Origin of the sequence: Brachybacterium sp. GPGPB12, from assembly GCF_038396325.1 — a bacterium.
Lineage (GTDB): Bacteria > Actinomycetota > Actinomycetes > Actinomycetales > Dermabacteraceae > Brachybacterium > Brachybacterium conglomeratum.
This window is the reverse complement of sequence record NZ_CP149573.1, coordinates 2066269-2078752: the sequence shown is the minus strand read 5'-3', so window position 1 is coordinate 2078752 and position 12484 is coordinate 2066269. Positions and strand designations below refer to the sequence as shown.

Annotated in this window: 16 protein-coding genes and 4 pseudogenes; 6 read left to right on the top strand and 14 right to left on the bottom strand. The window is 75.2% G+C overall.

The features are described from left to right. Positions 1-48: 48 nt before the first annotated feature. Positions 49-597: an NUDIX domain-containing protein gene (locus tag WKH84_RS12080; RefSeq protein WP_341856877.1), complete on the bottom strand. Its 549-nt coding sequence runs from the start codon at positions 595-597 to the stop codon at positions 49-51. Positions 598-854: 257 nt separating this feature from the next. On the opposite strand from WKH84_RS12080, the gene WKH84_RS12075 reads away from it, so the two are divergent. Continuing rightward, positions 855-1523, top strand: coding sequence for a hypothetical protein (locus tag WKH84_RS12075; protein WP_341853835.1), 669 nt, complete (start codon positions 855-857; stop codon positions 1521-1523). 58 nt (positions 1524-1581) lie between these two features. Here WKH84_RS12075 and WKH84_RS12070 read toward each other — a convergent pair whose 3' ends face one another. The 6 genes and pseudogenes from WKH84_RS12070 to WKH84_RS12045 form a co-directional block, all read right to left on the bottom strand. Further along, complete coding sequence (locus tag WKH84_RS12070; protein ID WP_341853834.1) at positions 1582-2133, bottom strand: biotin-dependent carboxyltransferase family protein; 552 nt, start codon at positions 2131-2133, stop codon at positions 1582-1584. A gap of 29 nt (positions 2134-2162) precedes the next feature. After that, a complete protein-coding gene (locus WKH84_RS12065) occupies positions 2163-2294 on the bottom strand; it encodes a hypothetical protein (RefSeq protein WP_341857024.1) in 132 nt (43 codons plus the stop codon). A gap of 105 nt (positions 2295-2399) precedes the next feature. Next, positions 2400-2452: pseudogene (locus WKH84_RS12060) on the bottom strand (hypothetical protein); the annotation flags it as partial. A 38-nt stretch (positions 2453-2490) separates the two neighbouring features. Continuing rightward, positions 2491-2745, bottom strand: coding sequence for a hypothetical protein (locus tag WKH84_RS12055; protein ID WP_341857023.1), 255 nt, complete (start codon positions 2743-2745; stop codon positions 2491-2493). After that, a pseudogene (locus WKH84_RS12050) lies at positions 2746-3410 on the bottom strand (carboxyltransferase domain-containing protein); the annotation flags it as partial. Next, a pseudogene (locus WKH84_RS12045) lies at positions 3407-4170 on the bottom strand (5-oxoprolinase subunit PxpA). The pseudogenes WKH84_RS12045 and WKH84_RS12050, both read right to left, overlap by 4 nt. A 378-nt stretch (positions 4171-4548) precedes the next feature. Between WKH84_RS12045 and WKH84_RS12040 the strand changes: the two are divergent. The 4 genes and pseudogenes from WKH84_RS12040 (at position 4549) to WKH84_RS12025 (ending at position 7534) form a co-directional block, all read left to right on the top strand. Beyond that, entirely contained in the window at positions 4549-5619 is a 1071-nt protein-coding gene (locus tag WKH84_RS12040) for a hypothetical protein (protein ID WP_341853833.1), read from the top strand. 130 nt (positions 5620-5749) lie between these two features. Continuing rightward, positions 5750-6244, top strand: a complete 495-nt coding sequence (locus WKH84_RS12035) for a sigma-70 family RNA polymerase sigma factor (protein WP_341853832.1) — start codon at positions 5750-5752, stop codon at positions 6242-6244. Next, positions 6241-6870, top strand: coding sequence for a methylated-DNA--[protein]-cysteine S-methyltransferase (locus WKH84_RS12030; RefSeq protein ID WP_341853831.1), 630 nt, complete (start codon positions 6241-6243; stop codon positions 6868-6870). Before WKH84_RS12035 ends, WKH84_RS12030 begins: the two co-directional genes overlap by 4 nt. A gap of 131 nt (positions 6871-7001) precedes the next feature. Next, positions 7002-7534 (top strand): annotated as a pseudogene (locus WKH84_RS12025) (DNA-3-methyladenine glycosylase I). 36 nt (positions 7535-7570) lie between these two features. On the opposite strand, the gene WKH84_RS12020 reads toward WKH84_RS12025, so the two are convergent. The 3 genes from WKH84_RS12020 to WKH84_RS12010 are packed head-to-tail and all read right to left on the bottom strand — an operon-like array spanning position 7571 to position 9317. Next, complete coding sequence (locus WKH84_RS12020; RefSeq protein ID WP_341853830.1) at positions 7571-8038, bottom strand: Sir2 family NAD-dependent protein deacetylase; 468 nt, start codon at positions 8036-8038, stop codon at positions 7571-7573. Then, positions 8026-8637, bottom strand: coding sequence for a Sir2 family NAD-dependent protein deacetylase (locus WKH84_RS12015; protein WP_341853829.1), 612 nt, complete (start codon positions 8635-8637; stop codon positions 8026-8028). The genes WKH84_RS12020 and WKH84_RS12015 overlap by 13 nt, the downstream gene beginning before the upstream one ends. After that, on the bottom strand, positions 8634-9317 hold the full coding sequence (locus WKH84_RS12010; protein ID WP_341853828.1) for a DedA family protein: 684 nt from the start codon (positions 9315-9317) through the stop codon (positions 8634-8636). The genes WKH84_RS12015 and WKH84_RS12010 overlap by 4 nt, the downstream gene beginning before the upstream one ends. Before the next feature lie 443 nt (positions 9318-9760). Here WKH84_RS12010 and WKH84_RS12005 point away from each other — a divergent pair, with 443 nt between their 5' ends. Further along, positions 9761-10306 (top strand): hypothetical protein, encoded by a 546-nt coding sequence (locus WKH84_RS12005; protein ID WP_341853827.1) that lies wholly within the window; start codon positions 9761-9763, stop codon positions 10304-10306. 72 nt (positions 10307-10378) lie between these two features. On the opposite strand, the gene WKH84_RS12000 is transcribed toward WKH84_RS12005, so the two are convergent. The 4 genes from WKH84_RS12000 to WKH84_RS11985 form a co-directional block, all read right to left on the bottom strand. Continuing rightward, positions 10379-10702 carry a hypothetical protein gene (locus tag WKH84_RS12000; protein WP_341853826.1) on the bottom strand — a complete coding sequence of 108 codons (324 nt, stop codon included), beginning with the start codon at positions 10700-10702 and terminating at the stop codon, positions 10379-10381. Further along, on the bottom strand, positions 10699-10905 hold the full coding sequence (locus tag WKH84_RS11995; protein WP_341853825.1) for a hypothetical protein: 207 nt from the start codon (positions 10903-10905) through the stop codon (positions 10699-10701). Before WKH84_RS11995 ends, WKH84_RS12000 begins: the two co-directional genes overlap by 4 nt. A gap of 177 nt (positions 10906-11082) precedes the next feature. Then, positions 11083-11352, bottom strand: a complete 270-nt coding sequence (locus tag WKH84_RS11990; protein WP_341853824.1) for a D-arabinono-1,4-lactone oxidase — start codon at positions 11350-11352, stop codon at positions 11083-11085. Between the two features lie 70 nt (positions 11353-11422). Next, on the bottom strand, positions 11423-12181 hold the full coding sequence (locus WKH84_RS11985) for an FAD-binding oxidoreductase (RefSeq protein ID WP_341856876.1): 759 nt from the start codon (positions 12179-12181) through the stop codon (positions 11423-11425). Positions 12182-12484: the final 303 nt, after the last annotated feature.

The window sequence follows — 12484 nt, the reverse complement described above, 5'->3', positions numbered from 1 at the left end:
ATCACACCGATGGGCGCCGCGGCGCGCCGCCGGAGGCAGGACTCCCGGTCAGAGTGAGAAAAAGTGGGACGTCTCGGAAGGGTTGCGGTTCGGGGGCCGTCTTGGGCGATCTCGACACGCGGGACGATCAGCGGCCGACGGGCATCGCGGCCGAGGGGCATTGCCGCCGGCGAGCCGCCGCGGCCGACGGGCCCCGTCGGCCGCTCGGCCGGGGACCTCCCGACGGGACCGACAGGTCACCGCCGGGAATGGGAGGCGAGGTCCACCTCGGCCTCGCCGCGCGCGACACCGCGAGAGCGCGCCGGGCACGGGCGGCGCCCCAGGTCGAGAGCGGCTCCGCCCGGTCCTCCTCGATGAGCGCCCAGTCGTCGAGCTCCGAGGCCTGCGGCACGATCTCCGCCTCGAGCGCGCGCGCGGGATCACGCCGGCGTCGAAGATGAAGTGCACGCCCATCGGCGCGGCGCGCACCGGACTCGCCGGCGACCAGTCCACGGCGAGCGACCGACCCACCTCGACGTCCAGGCCCAGTTCCTCCATGACCTCGCGCTGGGCGCACTGCCGGGCGTCCTCGCCGGGGTCGACGCCGCCGCCGGGCAGCGAGCCAGTGCGGACGGTAGTTCGGCTTCTCGACGACGAAGCGGCCGTCCTCGTCGCGCAGGATCACCGCTCCCGAGGTGATGACCTTGGGCAGGGAGGCGAAGTAGGCGGGGTCGGGGAGGAGGCGCGGCATGCCGTCCATCGTGTCACCGCCGGTGCGGCCGTGCACCCGCGTCCCGGCCCGCAGGGGAGTCCTCCCCATGGCCCGGGGCCGTCTGGCTCCCTATCGTGGCCGACGAGCGGAAGGACATCTGAGCATGGGGAGAGCGGCGCGCATCGCGCAGACGCAGGGCCTGGGACGACTGGTCCGCACCTACCGGCAGGCGTTCCCGTTGTGGTTCCCTGCGCTGTTCGTGGTGATGGCCGTGGTGATCGTCGGCGCCACGGCGCTGAACCCGACCCTGGGCGTCGGCGTGAAGGCGGCCGGGGCGGCGGTGCCGCTGGTGGCGCTCGGCGTCATCTGGTGGGTGATCGCCGATGTGCGGTTGGTGCTGTGCGAGGGCGGGATCCTCGTGGGGCGCTTCTTCCCGCTGCTGACCCCGTACGCGTTCCCCTACCGGGCGATCGAGCCGCGCGGCGTCACCTGCGTCAGCGATGTGGGGCGCCTTCCCTCCGCGACCGGACGCACCTACGGCTCGACCCTCTTCCACCTCCCGCAGTCCCGGCGCGGCCTGGTGCTCGACGGGCCCCTGCCCGCGCAGGCACGGGTCCGCGGCGGAGCGGTCTCGCAGGTCATGGACACCGGCGCCGACACGGTGCGCGGAGGCAAGCTCTGGGCCTTCGCGTACCGCGGCGCGCCGGAGGAGCTGGTCTCGACGCTCCAGCGGGGGATGCTCGCCCAGCAGGTGCCCCACGCCGAGGCGCTTCCCCGGATCGCGCCGCCGGAGCGCGCCGTGGCCGACGGGGTCAACGGCCTCGCTCGCTGAGCGGCTCAGGACCCAGGCGAGGGGCCGTGCTCGCGCCGTCGCACGAGCCGCTGCACGCTCACGGAGCGTCGACGGGCTCCAGGCGCAGGCGCGTGCCCGGCCCCGCCTGGGCGAGGCGGTCCAGGCCCTCCCGCGTGACCACGGCGATCACCGGGTAGCCGCCGGTGGTGGGGTGGTCGGGGCCGAACACGACCGGCAGTCCTGAAGGCGGCACCTGCACCGCCCCGGGCGCGATCGGCTCGCTCGGCACCGACGCCGCGCCCGAGGGGACCGGGAGCGCCGGCCCGTCGAGCCGCACCCCGACCCGGTCCGAGTCGGGCCGCACGGTCCAATCCGTGCCGAGCGGCGCCTCGACCGCCTCGTCGCCGAGCGGCTCGGCGCGCGGGCCGATGAGCACGGGGATGCGGACGGCGTCCCCGTCGGGACGCTCGGCCGGCGAGGCCGGGACGGCGTCCCCGATGGCCGGCACCGCGTCGAGGCCGCGCTCGGGGCCGACGAGCAGCAGGTCACCGGCCTGCAGCGGATCCGGGCCGAGGCCGGAGAGGGTGTCGCGGGAGCGTGCGCCGAGCACCTCGAGCGGCTCGTCGTCAGCGGGATCCTGCCGCCTCACCTGCGTGATCCCGCCCCGGACCGCGAGGATCAGGCGCGACCGTCCGCGGCCGGGCCCACCTCGATCCGGTCGCCGGGGTCCAGGGCGAGGGCGCGTTCGCGGGAGGCATCGGCCGGCGGCTCCACGTCGCCGACCTCGTCGTCGTCGCGCCCGATCCGCACCGGGGCCTGCGCGCCGGAGACGGCGACGACCGTCGGCGCGACCGCGCGCGCGCGAGCGGTCCCAGCAGGATCTCGAGCGCGGCGGCGCCGGAGGGATTGCCGACGGCGCGGTTCGCGCGCCGCAGGGCGCCGCGGTCGAAGGCCCCCGACCGGCTCACGCCGATCGATGCCCGGCCGGGCCTGCCGGCGTCCTCGATCAGGGCCAGCGGACCGGGGGAGAGGACCTCGAGCGCGGGGCGGGAGGTCGTGCCGGCCTCCGCGCCGCGATGGAGCCCGAGCCGGGCGGGGACGGCGGCGGCCTCCCGTGCGGCGCGGGCGAGGGCGCGGCGGTCGCGGCCGTCGGACGGGAGGCGGCGCGCCGCGGCGTGAAGCGTACGCGCGTGCCGGGGCTGAGCAGTGCGGGCGGCTCCCGGTACGCGTCGAACAGCGCCGCGTCGCTGCGGCCGATCAACTGCCAGCCTCCGGGGAGGGGCGCGGGTAGATGCCGCAGTAGCGGGAGGCGAGGCCGACGGCGCCCGCGGGCACCGACGTGCGGGGCTCGGCGCGGCGCGGCACCTCCCAGGGCGGGCCGGACGCCTCGTGCGGATCGCCCGCGACGAGATAGGGGAAGCCGGGCGCGAAGCCGCCGAAGGCGACCGTCCACGTCGCCCCGGAGTGCGTGCTGATCAGCGCGTCCGTGCTCATCCCGAGCGGCTCCGCGACCTCCTCCAGGTCCTCGCCGTCGTAGACGATGCCGATGCTGGTCTCGCCGCCGCCGGTCTCCTCGCGCGCGGCGCGGGGAGCTGCGCGAGCAGGTCCGCGAGCGCCGCACGTCGCGCGGGTCCGCGCCGTGCAGCAGCAGGGTGCGCTCGGCGGGGACGAGCTCCAGCAGGTGCGCGGGGGAGAGGGCTCGCACGGCCGCGGCCGCGTCGAGCACCGCGGCGGTGTCGGGGTACTCGGCGAGGATGCTCGTCTCGCCGGCGCGGTGCACGCGCGCGGGGGAGGGAGGGTGTCGGCCGGACGCGCCGCGTCGTCGTGACCGTCGCCGAGCGCGCCGGTGGCGCCGTCGGGGGCGGTGCCGCCACGCCCCGCAAGACGGCCGACGCCGGGGAGCGGTCCCTTCGCCCCGTCCCTCACAGCGCCGCCTGCAGGGTCACGCCCGCCTCCGCGAGCCGGGCCCGCACCGCCCGAGCCAGCTCGACGGCGCCGGGGGTGTCCCCGTGCAGGCACAGCGACCGCACCGGCAGATCGACCCAGGTGCCGTCGGTCGCGCGCACCCCGCCCTCGGTCGCGATCGACAGGGCCTGGGCCGTGACCGCGTCGGGGTCGGTGAGCACGGCGCCGGGCCGCGTGCGCGGGGTGAGGGTGCCGTCGGGGAGATAGGCGCGATCGGCGAAGCCCTCGAGCACCACTTCGAGCCCCGCCGCCTCCGCCGCGGGGACGACCACGGCGCCGGGCGCCGCCACCAGGGGCATGCCGCTGAGCTCGCCGAGCGCCCGCACCACCGCGCCGGCCTGCGCCTCGTGATGGGCGAGCGCGTTGTACAGGGCACCGTGCGGCTTCACCCCGCGCACGCTCGTCCCCTCCGCGCGGGCCATCGCCTGCGCGCCCCGGCCTGCACGACCACCTGGTCCGTGAGGTCGTCCGGGTCGATGTCGAGGAAGCGTCGGCCGAAGCCCTGCAGATCCGGATAGGCGACGTGCGCGGTGATCGCGACGCCGCGTGCGGCGGCGGCCCGGCAGGAGGCGCGCATCGTCGAGCCGTCCCCGGCGTGGCCGCCGCAAGCGATGTTCGCGGTGGTGACGACCTCGAGCATCGCGGTGTCGTCGCCCATCGACCAGTCGCCGAAGCCCTCCCCGAGGTCGGCGTTGAGGTCGACGACGGCGGTGGGGGTCATGGGCGGGCTCCTTCGTCCGACGGCGGGGTCCTCCCCATTGTCGGCCCCGACCGCGCGGGCGTCATCCCGCCCTGCGTCCGACGGGACGCGCAGGCGCCATGCCGCGCGTTCGCATGCCCCGGCGCGCGAGCGTTCCCCCGACCTTCTGTGCCCGGGGCGACTCATGGACGCCGCGACATGAGTCGCCACCGACACAGAACCTGGCCGGCCGGGGTCCGGGGCGGCGATGGCTGGTGCGGCCCCGCACCGAGGGTCGGAGGGGAGGTTCTGCACCGCACCGAGGGCCGGAGCCGAGGTTCTGCACCGCTGAGGACCCGTGCCGGCGACGAGATGAGTTCTCAGCGGCGCAGAACCTGCCGCCCCGGATAGCCTCGGGGGATGAACGCGACCCCGGCGTCCTCCGCCCCTGACGCATCGGCCGATGCGTCGACACGGATCCCCGACCTGCCCGCCGGGATCGGCGGCACCGATCCGGCCGCGCCGCTGCAGTACACCGCCGAGGACGTCGCCGCCGCGCGTGACCTGCTCGAACGGGTGCGGAGAGGAGAGGCGACGGGACCGGATGGCATGCCTCGCCCGTCCGCCCCGCCCGCCGCCAACCGACCCGACCCGTCGGGGTCACAGGACGATGTCGTCCAGCCCGTCCCGCCCGCCGCACAGGACGACGGCGGCCGGCCCGACCCGTCGGCCGCCCAGGAGCCCGCGCCGGTGGTGACCCTGAGCGATGAGCAGATCGCCGCGCTCGACGGGTACGAGCGCCGCCAGTTCGTGGCCCTGCCCTGGCTCGACGCGCATCCCGAGCAGCGACGCGTCGCCGCGGCCGTCGCGCCGCGCGGCATGATCGCCGGCGGTCAGGTCCTCACCCGCACCGCCCGGCACGAGGAGGGGCCGCGCTGGCGGGCTGTCCCCGAGATCTCCGGTCGCCTCGTCGCCGCGTCGCACCGCGGAGTCGTTCACCACCGCCGAGCGGACCGTCCGCACCGAGGCCGGGCCGCAGGTCCATCGCCTGCACTGCTACAGCCACCCCGGCGGGGTGCTCGAGGAGGAGACGACGGCCGACGGCCTCCACCGCTTCACCGTCCTCCGCGCCGAGGAGGCGACCGTGCGCCTGGCCGCCTTCCTCGACCCCGCGGGCCTCGCCGATCCCGCCGCCGATGCCGAGTCCGACGCCGGCGGCGGGAGCGTCCACGTGCGCGGCTCGGAGTCGCCCGCCCACCCGCTCGCCGCGCGCTCGCCGCGACCCGGGCGCTGACCGTCCTGACCCGCGTGCGCACGGCCGACGGGACCGTCCAGCGACTCAGCGCCTACGCGACCGCCGGCGGGATGCTCACCATGGAGGCCCTCGACCCCGGCGTCGAGGACCCCCGCCTCGAGTTCCGCCGCGTCGGCCCCGTGTCCCTGCGCGCGCTCGCGACGGTGCTGGTCAGCGGCCAGGGCGCGCCGCAGTGACGCCGCCGGCGGGTGAGCACTCGCGGTCATCGGCGCGGGGGTCGACGCCGCTCCCAGGACCGCCCTCCGCGCCTCGATCGGACCCGGACCTCACATCCCCGGCCGCCCCTGCGTCTGCAGGGTGATGACCATGAAGATCCCCTACGAGACCGCGGTCCAGCGGCACGGCCCCACCGTGCTGCGGGTGTGCTGCGCCGTGCTCGGCCCGGGACCCGACGCCGAGGACGCCTGGGCGGAGACGTTCCTGGCGGCGCTGACCTCCTGGCCCGATCTCGCGGAGGACACCAACGTCGAGGCCTGGCTGGTGCGCGTCGCGCACCGCAAGGCCATCGACGTCACCCGCCGCCGGGCCCGGCACGCCGTGCCCACGGACGACCTGCCCGAGCGGACCTCCCGCCGCGGGAACCCCGGCCGGGACGACGGGGTCTGGAACGCCGTCGCGGCCCTGCCCGAGCGGCGCCGGCTCGCCGTCGCCTATCACTACCTCGGCGGACTCCCGCACGCCGAGACCGCCGCCCTTATCGGCGGGAGCACCGAGGCCGTCCGCCGCGCCTCGGCCGACGGCATCCGAGCCCTGCGACAGACCTTCGCCGCAGGCGACGACACGGAAGGAGCCGCGCGATGACCGATACCCCGAGCCTCCCCGAGCACCTCACGACGAACGAGCGGGAGGCGCTCTTCCCGCTCCCCGACCCGGCCCTGGCAGGACTCCGCGCCCGCCTCGTGCAGCAGGCCGACGACGCCGGCCTCGTCGAGATCGCCTATCGCACGCTCGACACCCCCGTCGGCCCCCTCCTGCTCGCCGCGACCGCGCAGGGGCTGGTCCGCGTCGCCTTCGAGCGCGAGGGCTTCGACGCCGTGCTCTCCGCCCTCGCGACGAGGGTCAGCCCCCGCATGCTGGAGGCACCGGGCCGGCTCGACGAGGCGGCCGCCGAGCTGGAGGAGTACTTCACCGGCACCCGCCGCCGCTTCGACCTGCCGCTGGACCGCGCCCTGTCCACCGGCTTCCGCGAGAAGGTCCAGCGCGTCCTGCCGCAGATCGACTACGGCTCCACCCGCTCCTACAAGGAGATCGCCGAGCTCGTGGGCGACCCGCGGGCCGTTCGCGCCGTCGGCACCGCCTGCGCCACCAACCCAGCGCCGATCGTCGTGCCCTGCCATCGCGTCGCGCGCACCGACGGCGCGCTCGGCGGCTACATCGGCGGCCTCGACGCGAAGACCGCCCTGCTGACCCTGGAGAGGACCGCATGACCACCCCCGACCCCCGCACCGGCCCCGACACCGGCGCCCGCCCCGACGCGGACCCTCGCACCGGCACCGCCCCCGACGTCGTGATCGGCGAGGACGGCCTGGCCCGCCCCGTCTGGGCGAGCGTCGACCCGATGCTTTGCGCGAGTACTACGACACCGAGTGGGGCATGCCCGTCCGCGACGAGCAGGGCATGTACGAGCGGATCAGTCTCGAGGCCTTCCAGGCCGGGCTGTCCTGGGCGACGATCCTGCGCAAGCGGCCCGCCTTTCGCACCGCCTTCGACGGCTTCGACCCCGAGGTCGTCTCCCGCTACGGCGAGGCGGAGGTCGAGGGGCTCATGGCCGACGCCGGCATCGTGCGCAACCGCGCGAAGATCCTCGCGACCATCACCAACGCGAAGGCGACCCTGGCGCCGCGGGAGAAGGGCGGGCTCGTCGACCTCGTGTGGTCCTTCCAGCCGGGGACGACGCCCGCGCCGAGGACCGTCGCCGAGATCCCCACCCGCTCGCCGGAGTCGACGGCGCTGTCGAAGGCCCTGCGCAAGGAGGGCTTCGCCTTCGTGGGGCCGACGACGATGTTCGCGCTGATGGAGGCCGCCGGCATCCTCGACACCCACCTGCTGGGCTCGCACCGCCGCGGCACCTCCGGCGTCTGGGAGGCCTGAGGGTCCGGGAGGGGCCGACGGGACGGCCGGTCCGGATCAGCCCGCCGCGCCGTGCTCGACGCCGCCCGTGGCGTCGTCGGCCGCACCGAGCTCCGCTCCGACCGCATCGGCCCACTGCGCGAGCACGTCCTCGAGGCGGCCGTGGACGCGCAGGGACGCGTCGGGATCGGCGCGGGTCGGGCCGTCGTTGAGGATCACCACCGGCTTGTCCTGCTTTCGAGCGGCGCGCACGAAGCGCGACCCCGACTGCACCGTCAGCGAGGAGCCCAGCACCAGTAGGGCGCGCGCCTGCTCGAGCGCGGCGAAGGCGGAGGCGACTACCTCCCGCCGGGCGGACTCGCCGAAGAAGACCACGTCGGGCTTGAGGATCCCGCCGCACAGCGGGCACGGCGGGTAGCGGAAGGAGCTGGTGCGGTCGACCTCGGCGTCCCCGTCGGGCGCTTGGGCGGCATCGGCCGCGAGCTCGGGCAGGCGGGCTGCGAGCTCGGGGTTCATCGCGAGCATCCGGGCGTGCAGGGCGGCGCGCGAGGAGAGGGCGTCGCACTGCTGGCGCTGCGCACCCGGTCCAGGCGTCCGTGCAGGTCGATCACGGGATCCGAGCCGGCGGCGGCATGCAGGCCGTCCACGTTCTGGGTGATCACGGCGGTGACGGGGAAGGCGGCGGGGGACAGCACCGCGAGCAGTCGGTGGGAACGGCCGGGCCGGGCGCCGCGGAACTGCTCCCAGCCGACGGTGGAGCGGGCCCAGTACCGGCGTCGGGCGAGGTCGTGCCCCATGAACTCCTGATAGGTCATGGGGGAGCGGGGCACCGCATCGCGGCCCCGGTAGTCCGGCAGGCCCGAGCCCGTGGACATCCCCGCCCCGGTCAGCACCGCGACCGGCCGGTCCCGCAGCGGCGCGAGCGCCTCGTCGATCTCGTGGTCGTGGCTGCGCAGGCCGTAGCGCGCCCCCTCCATCGGCCCCCAGGCGGGCAGGCGCGGCCCGCCGCGGGTCGGGCCCGGGCCGTCCAGCGGGCGGGAGGTCGCGGTCGCGAACCAGCGGCCGACGTCCGCCGCGGGACCGGCGAGGCCGGAGCGGGGCGAGGTGTCCTCGGCGCGACTCATTCCTCGAGCGTAGAGCGCGAGTCGGTCGCCGTGGCGCCATCGGCGCCGGAGGTCACTCCATCCTCCGCGTCGGCACGGTCCCTCCGCGAGCGGATCCGCTGGGTCGCCAGTCCCACCAGGGCGAGGATCCCGATCCCCGCCACGATCGAGGAGTAGATCCGCACGAAGCCCTCGAGCGCCTCGCCGCCGGCCTGTCCGAAAGCGTAGCCCGCGACCACGAACACCGCGTTCCAGATCGCGGAGCCGAGCCCTGTGGCCAGGGCGAACAGCCACACGGGCATCTTCTCGATCCCCGCCGGGATCGAGATGAAGGTGCGCACCATCGGCACGAAGCGCGCGAGCGCCACGGCGGGGAAGCCCCAGCGCTCGAAGAACCGCATCGCCATGGTCACGTCCTTCTCCTCGAGCGGCGGGAGGCGCCGCACGAGCGCCGTGGTGCGCCGCGGCCCGAGCGCGCGCCCCACCGCGTACACGCCGAGCCCGCCGAGCACGGAGCCGAGCGTGGTCCAGAAGATCGGCACCAGCACGTGCTGGCCGTTCGCCGCCGCGGTGACGCCGGCGAAGGGGAGCGACACCTCGCCGGGGATCGGAGGGAACAGCGCCTCGGAGGCGATCACGAGCGCGGTGCCGGGACCGCCCAGGAACTCCATCAGGGCGATCGCCCATGCCGTGACGTCCACAGGGGCCTCCCGTCCTGGCGCATCGACTGGCGCGTGCACCGTAGCGGGGGACGGTGGAGGGCAGGTGAACGGCACGTGGCGACAGACGAGGCGCACGCCCACCAGCCGACTTGCAGATGCGTGCTGCAACTTTGCACCGGCCTGTTGACAACGATGGAATGAAGCGCTTTCCTACGAGCCAACCAGGGTGGGAAAACGCTAACCCATGTCCGGTGCCGAGGCCAGAGGGAGTCCGTGTCGCGAGGCGGGCGAACCCGGTGGCGTGACGTGGGTGCGCCCTAGCATGCGGCCATGAGCGATGCGATCCCCCGAGGCCTCTGCCGCTTCCCGACCTGCTGGCCCATGCCCGCTTCGACCTGATGATCGAGGCGGCGCTGGTCCGCCCGTCCGCGCGCTCGAAGGCGGGGCTCCACGGGATGCTGTGACAGAGCGGCGGCGGCGCCTTGCTGCAGGTGGTCCTGCTGGCCGGCGACCGCGCCGTCGTGCTCGGCGTGGATCGCGACTACTCTCGCACCGTGACCGCGGACGCCGTCGACCTCCTGACGGGCCTGCCGGGCTGGGTCGCGGACGCGGCCCGCACCCGGGACGACGGCCAGGGCGAGGACTGCCTGGGCTTCGTGCTCTGGTGGGAGGACGGGGCCTGGTGGAGCATCGCGCACCCCGTGGACGACGGCGCCTCGCACGTCCCGTTGCTGCGGCCCTGCACCGAGGCGGTCCAGCGCGAGGCGGTCGAGGAGGCCGTGAACGTCGCCGCCCTGGACCATCTGCGCGAGGACGATCCTCGTGAGGAGCGACTGGTCGACCCCGAGGCGGTCCGTCGCCTGGTCGCCGCGGGCGCGACGGTCGACGAGCGCCTGCTGCTCGACGCGCTGATCTTCGAGGAGCTCCATCTCGCCCACGCCGTCGCGGTCGCACGTTCGGCCGGGATGATCTACCCGGCCCGCACCGCGCTCGAGGCGCGGGGGATGGCCGACGGGACGGCCAGGTAGGCGGCGGGACGGCCGACTGGTGACTCCCTGGCACCGCGACGAAGAGGGAGGCGCGAGGACGTGCGGACACGTTCAGTCGTCGGAGGCCAGACGGGCACTCCAGTAACCCGGTCCTCGGCTCTCATGCGCGTAGGCGAGGACGAGGACCGAGCCGTCCGACTCGGCGTACACGATGCGGAGTCGGAACGGTTGCACAGCACGCGACCGGATCACGGTGCCTCGGGTCGAAGACGCCAGCGGAGGCCACGATCGGGGCGATCGCTGGACGGACAGGATCGCCCGCTCGACCGCGTCGAGCAGGAGATCTCCCAGGCCAGGGCGCTGGTCGTCCAGATGTAGTGCGGCGGCGAGGAGCTCCTCGTGTGCGGCGGGGTGCTCACGCCACGGAAGCGTCATCGGCGGTGGACCGCCAGCCGCTCACGCACGGACTCGAGTGCGTTCGGGCCATCGATGCTGTGCACCGAGCCGTCCTCGATCTCCTCAAGGCGCTGGAGCGCTTGTGACGTCCACGCCTTCTCGGCGCCCTCGGCATCCGTCGCCTCGTCGGCGGAGTCGGAGGCTTCGAGGGCATGCAGCGACTCATGGACCAGATCGGTCAAGTCCTGGTGGCTGAGCTGCTGAGCATCCCTCAGGAGCTCGGAGACGCCGCGTTCCATGCATCGAGTGTAGGGACGCGCCTCGACAGCCACCAGGCGCTGGGCGTCGATGTGGATGGCGACCACCGTCCCCGGTCCGTCCGGGGAACCGAGAGCGTCAGCGTTCTGTCACAGGCCTGCTCACGCCCCCAGCGACCGGTCCACGTACTCGTTGCGGAACACCCGCTCGGGATCGAGCCGGTCCCGCGGCGCCCGGAAGCGCTCCAGGTCCGGATACTGCGACTGCACCACCTCCGGGTCCAGCGTGAACACCTTCCCCCAGTGCGGCCGAGGCGCGAAAGGGGCGAGGCGCTCCTCGATCTCGGGCAGCGCGCCGCGACCTCGGCGGGCCGCCGCTTCCAGGTGAAGTGCACGCAGGCGCTGTCCCGGTGTTGGGCGGGGGAGAGCCACAGCTCGTCGGCCGCGACGGTCCTCACCTCGGAGGCGTGCAGCAGCGGACGGATCCGCTCGCCGAGCGGCATCACCGCCGCGAGCGCCTCGCCGATCCGCTCGCGCGGCACGAAGTACTCCGACTGGATCTCCTCGCCGCTGGACGGGGTGAACTCGAGCCGGAAGTGGGGCAGGCGCTCGTGCGCCGGCCCCGGCTCGCCGGTCTGGTCGGTGCAGAAGTCGGCGGGCATCCCCGGCGCGGGTGCACGGGACCCGGCGCCCGTCGGCCGCCGAGCCAGTGCTCGGGAAGCGCGGTGTCCTCGTCAGTGTCCTCACTCAGGCGCCGCTTCACCCAGGCCTGCGCGATGTGCCCGTCCCAGTGGTGGAACAGGCTCACGCTCGCGCCCGCCCCGAGCATCTCCGCGAGGTCGCCCTCGTCCATCCGCTCGGCGGGGAAGTCGAGGTGGACCGTCTGCCGCATCGGCGCGGCCGGCACCAGGTCGAGGGTCAGGTGCGTGACGATCCCGAGCGTGCCGAGGGAGAGCACGACGCCGTCGAACACGTCCGGATCGGCCTCGCGCGAGAGCGTCAGCAGATCCCCGCCCGCCGTGACCAGCTCGATCTCCCGCACCGAGGAGGCCAGCGAGCGCGAGCGGTTCCCGGAGCCATGGGTGCCGGTCGCGCTCGCCCCGCCCACCGAGATGTGCGGCGGCGAGCCCATGTTCGGCAGTCCCAGCCCGGTCGCATGGGCGGCGACGGCGAGCTCGCCGTAGCGCACCCCGGCGCCGACGCGGACGGTGCTCGCCTCGGTGTCGATCTCGATCTCCGGCGGCATCGCCGTGAGCGTCACCAACGGACCGTCCGACGCGGCGACCTCGGAGAAGGAGTGCCGGGTGCCGAGCGCCCGCGACCTCGTCGCGCCGGCGACGAGCTCCTGCGCCGCGCGGCGACCGAGGTCGGCGCGTGCGACGGCCCGGGTCCGTAGTCCACGGTGCCCGACCAGCTCAGCCCGGGGGCGTGGAGGGCGGGGTCGGGCGTGCTCGAGGTGGGCATCATCGCTCCGAGGTGTCGAGGGACGTGGTCACGGGGTGCGGGACGGCGCACGGGCCAGGCCGTGCGCGGCGCGGCTGGCGCGCGCGTCGGGCCGGCATGG

What these genes read in the sequence shown, in the direction of transcription:
- WKH84_RS12030 (WP_341853831.1), top strand. Translation starts at nt 6,241, where the DNA reads ATGACCGATACCCCGAGCCTCCCCGAGCACCTCACGACGAACGAGCGG.
- WKH84_RS12075 (WP_341853835.1), top strand. Translation starts at nt 855, where the DNA reads ATGGGGAGAGCGGCGCGCATCGCGCAGACGCAGGGCCTGGGACGACTG.
- WKH84_RS12015 (WP_341853829.1), bottom strand. Translation starts at nt 8,637, where the DNA reads ATGAGTCGCGCCGAGGACACCTCGCCCCGCTCCGGCCTCGCCGGTCCC.
- WKH84_RS12020 (WP_341853830.1), bottom strand. Translation starts at nt 8,038, where the DNA reads ATGCTCGCGATGAACCCCGAGCTCGCAGCCCGCCTGCCCGAGCTCGCG.
- WKH84_RS12040 (WP_341853833.1), top strand. Translation starts at nt 4,549, where the DNA reads ATGAACGCGACCCCGGCGTCCTCCGCCCCTGACGCATCGGCCGATGCG.
- WKH84_RS12035 (WP_341853832.1), top strand. Translation starts at nt 5,750, where the DNA reads ATGAAGATCCCCTACGAGACCGCGGTCCAGCGGCACGGCCCCACCGTG.
- WKH84_RS12000 (WP_341853826.1), bottom strand. Translation starts at nt 10,702, where the DNA reads ATGACGCTTCCGTGGCGTGAGCACCCCGCCGCACACGAGGAGCTCCTC.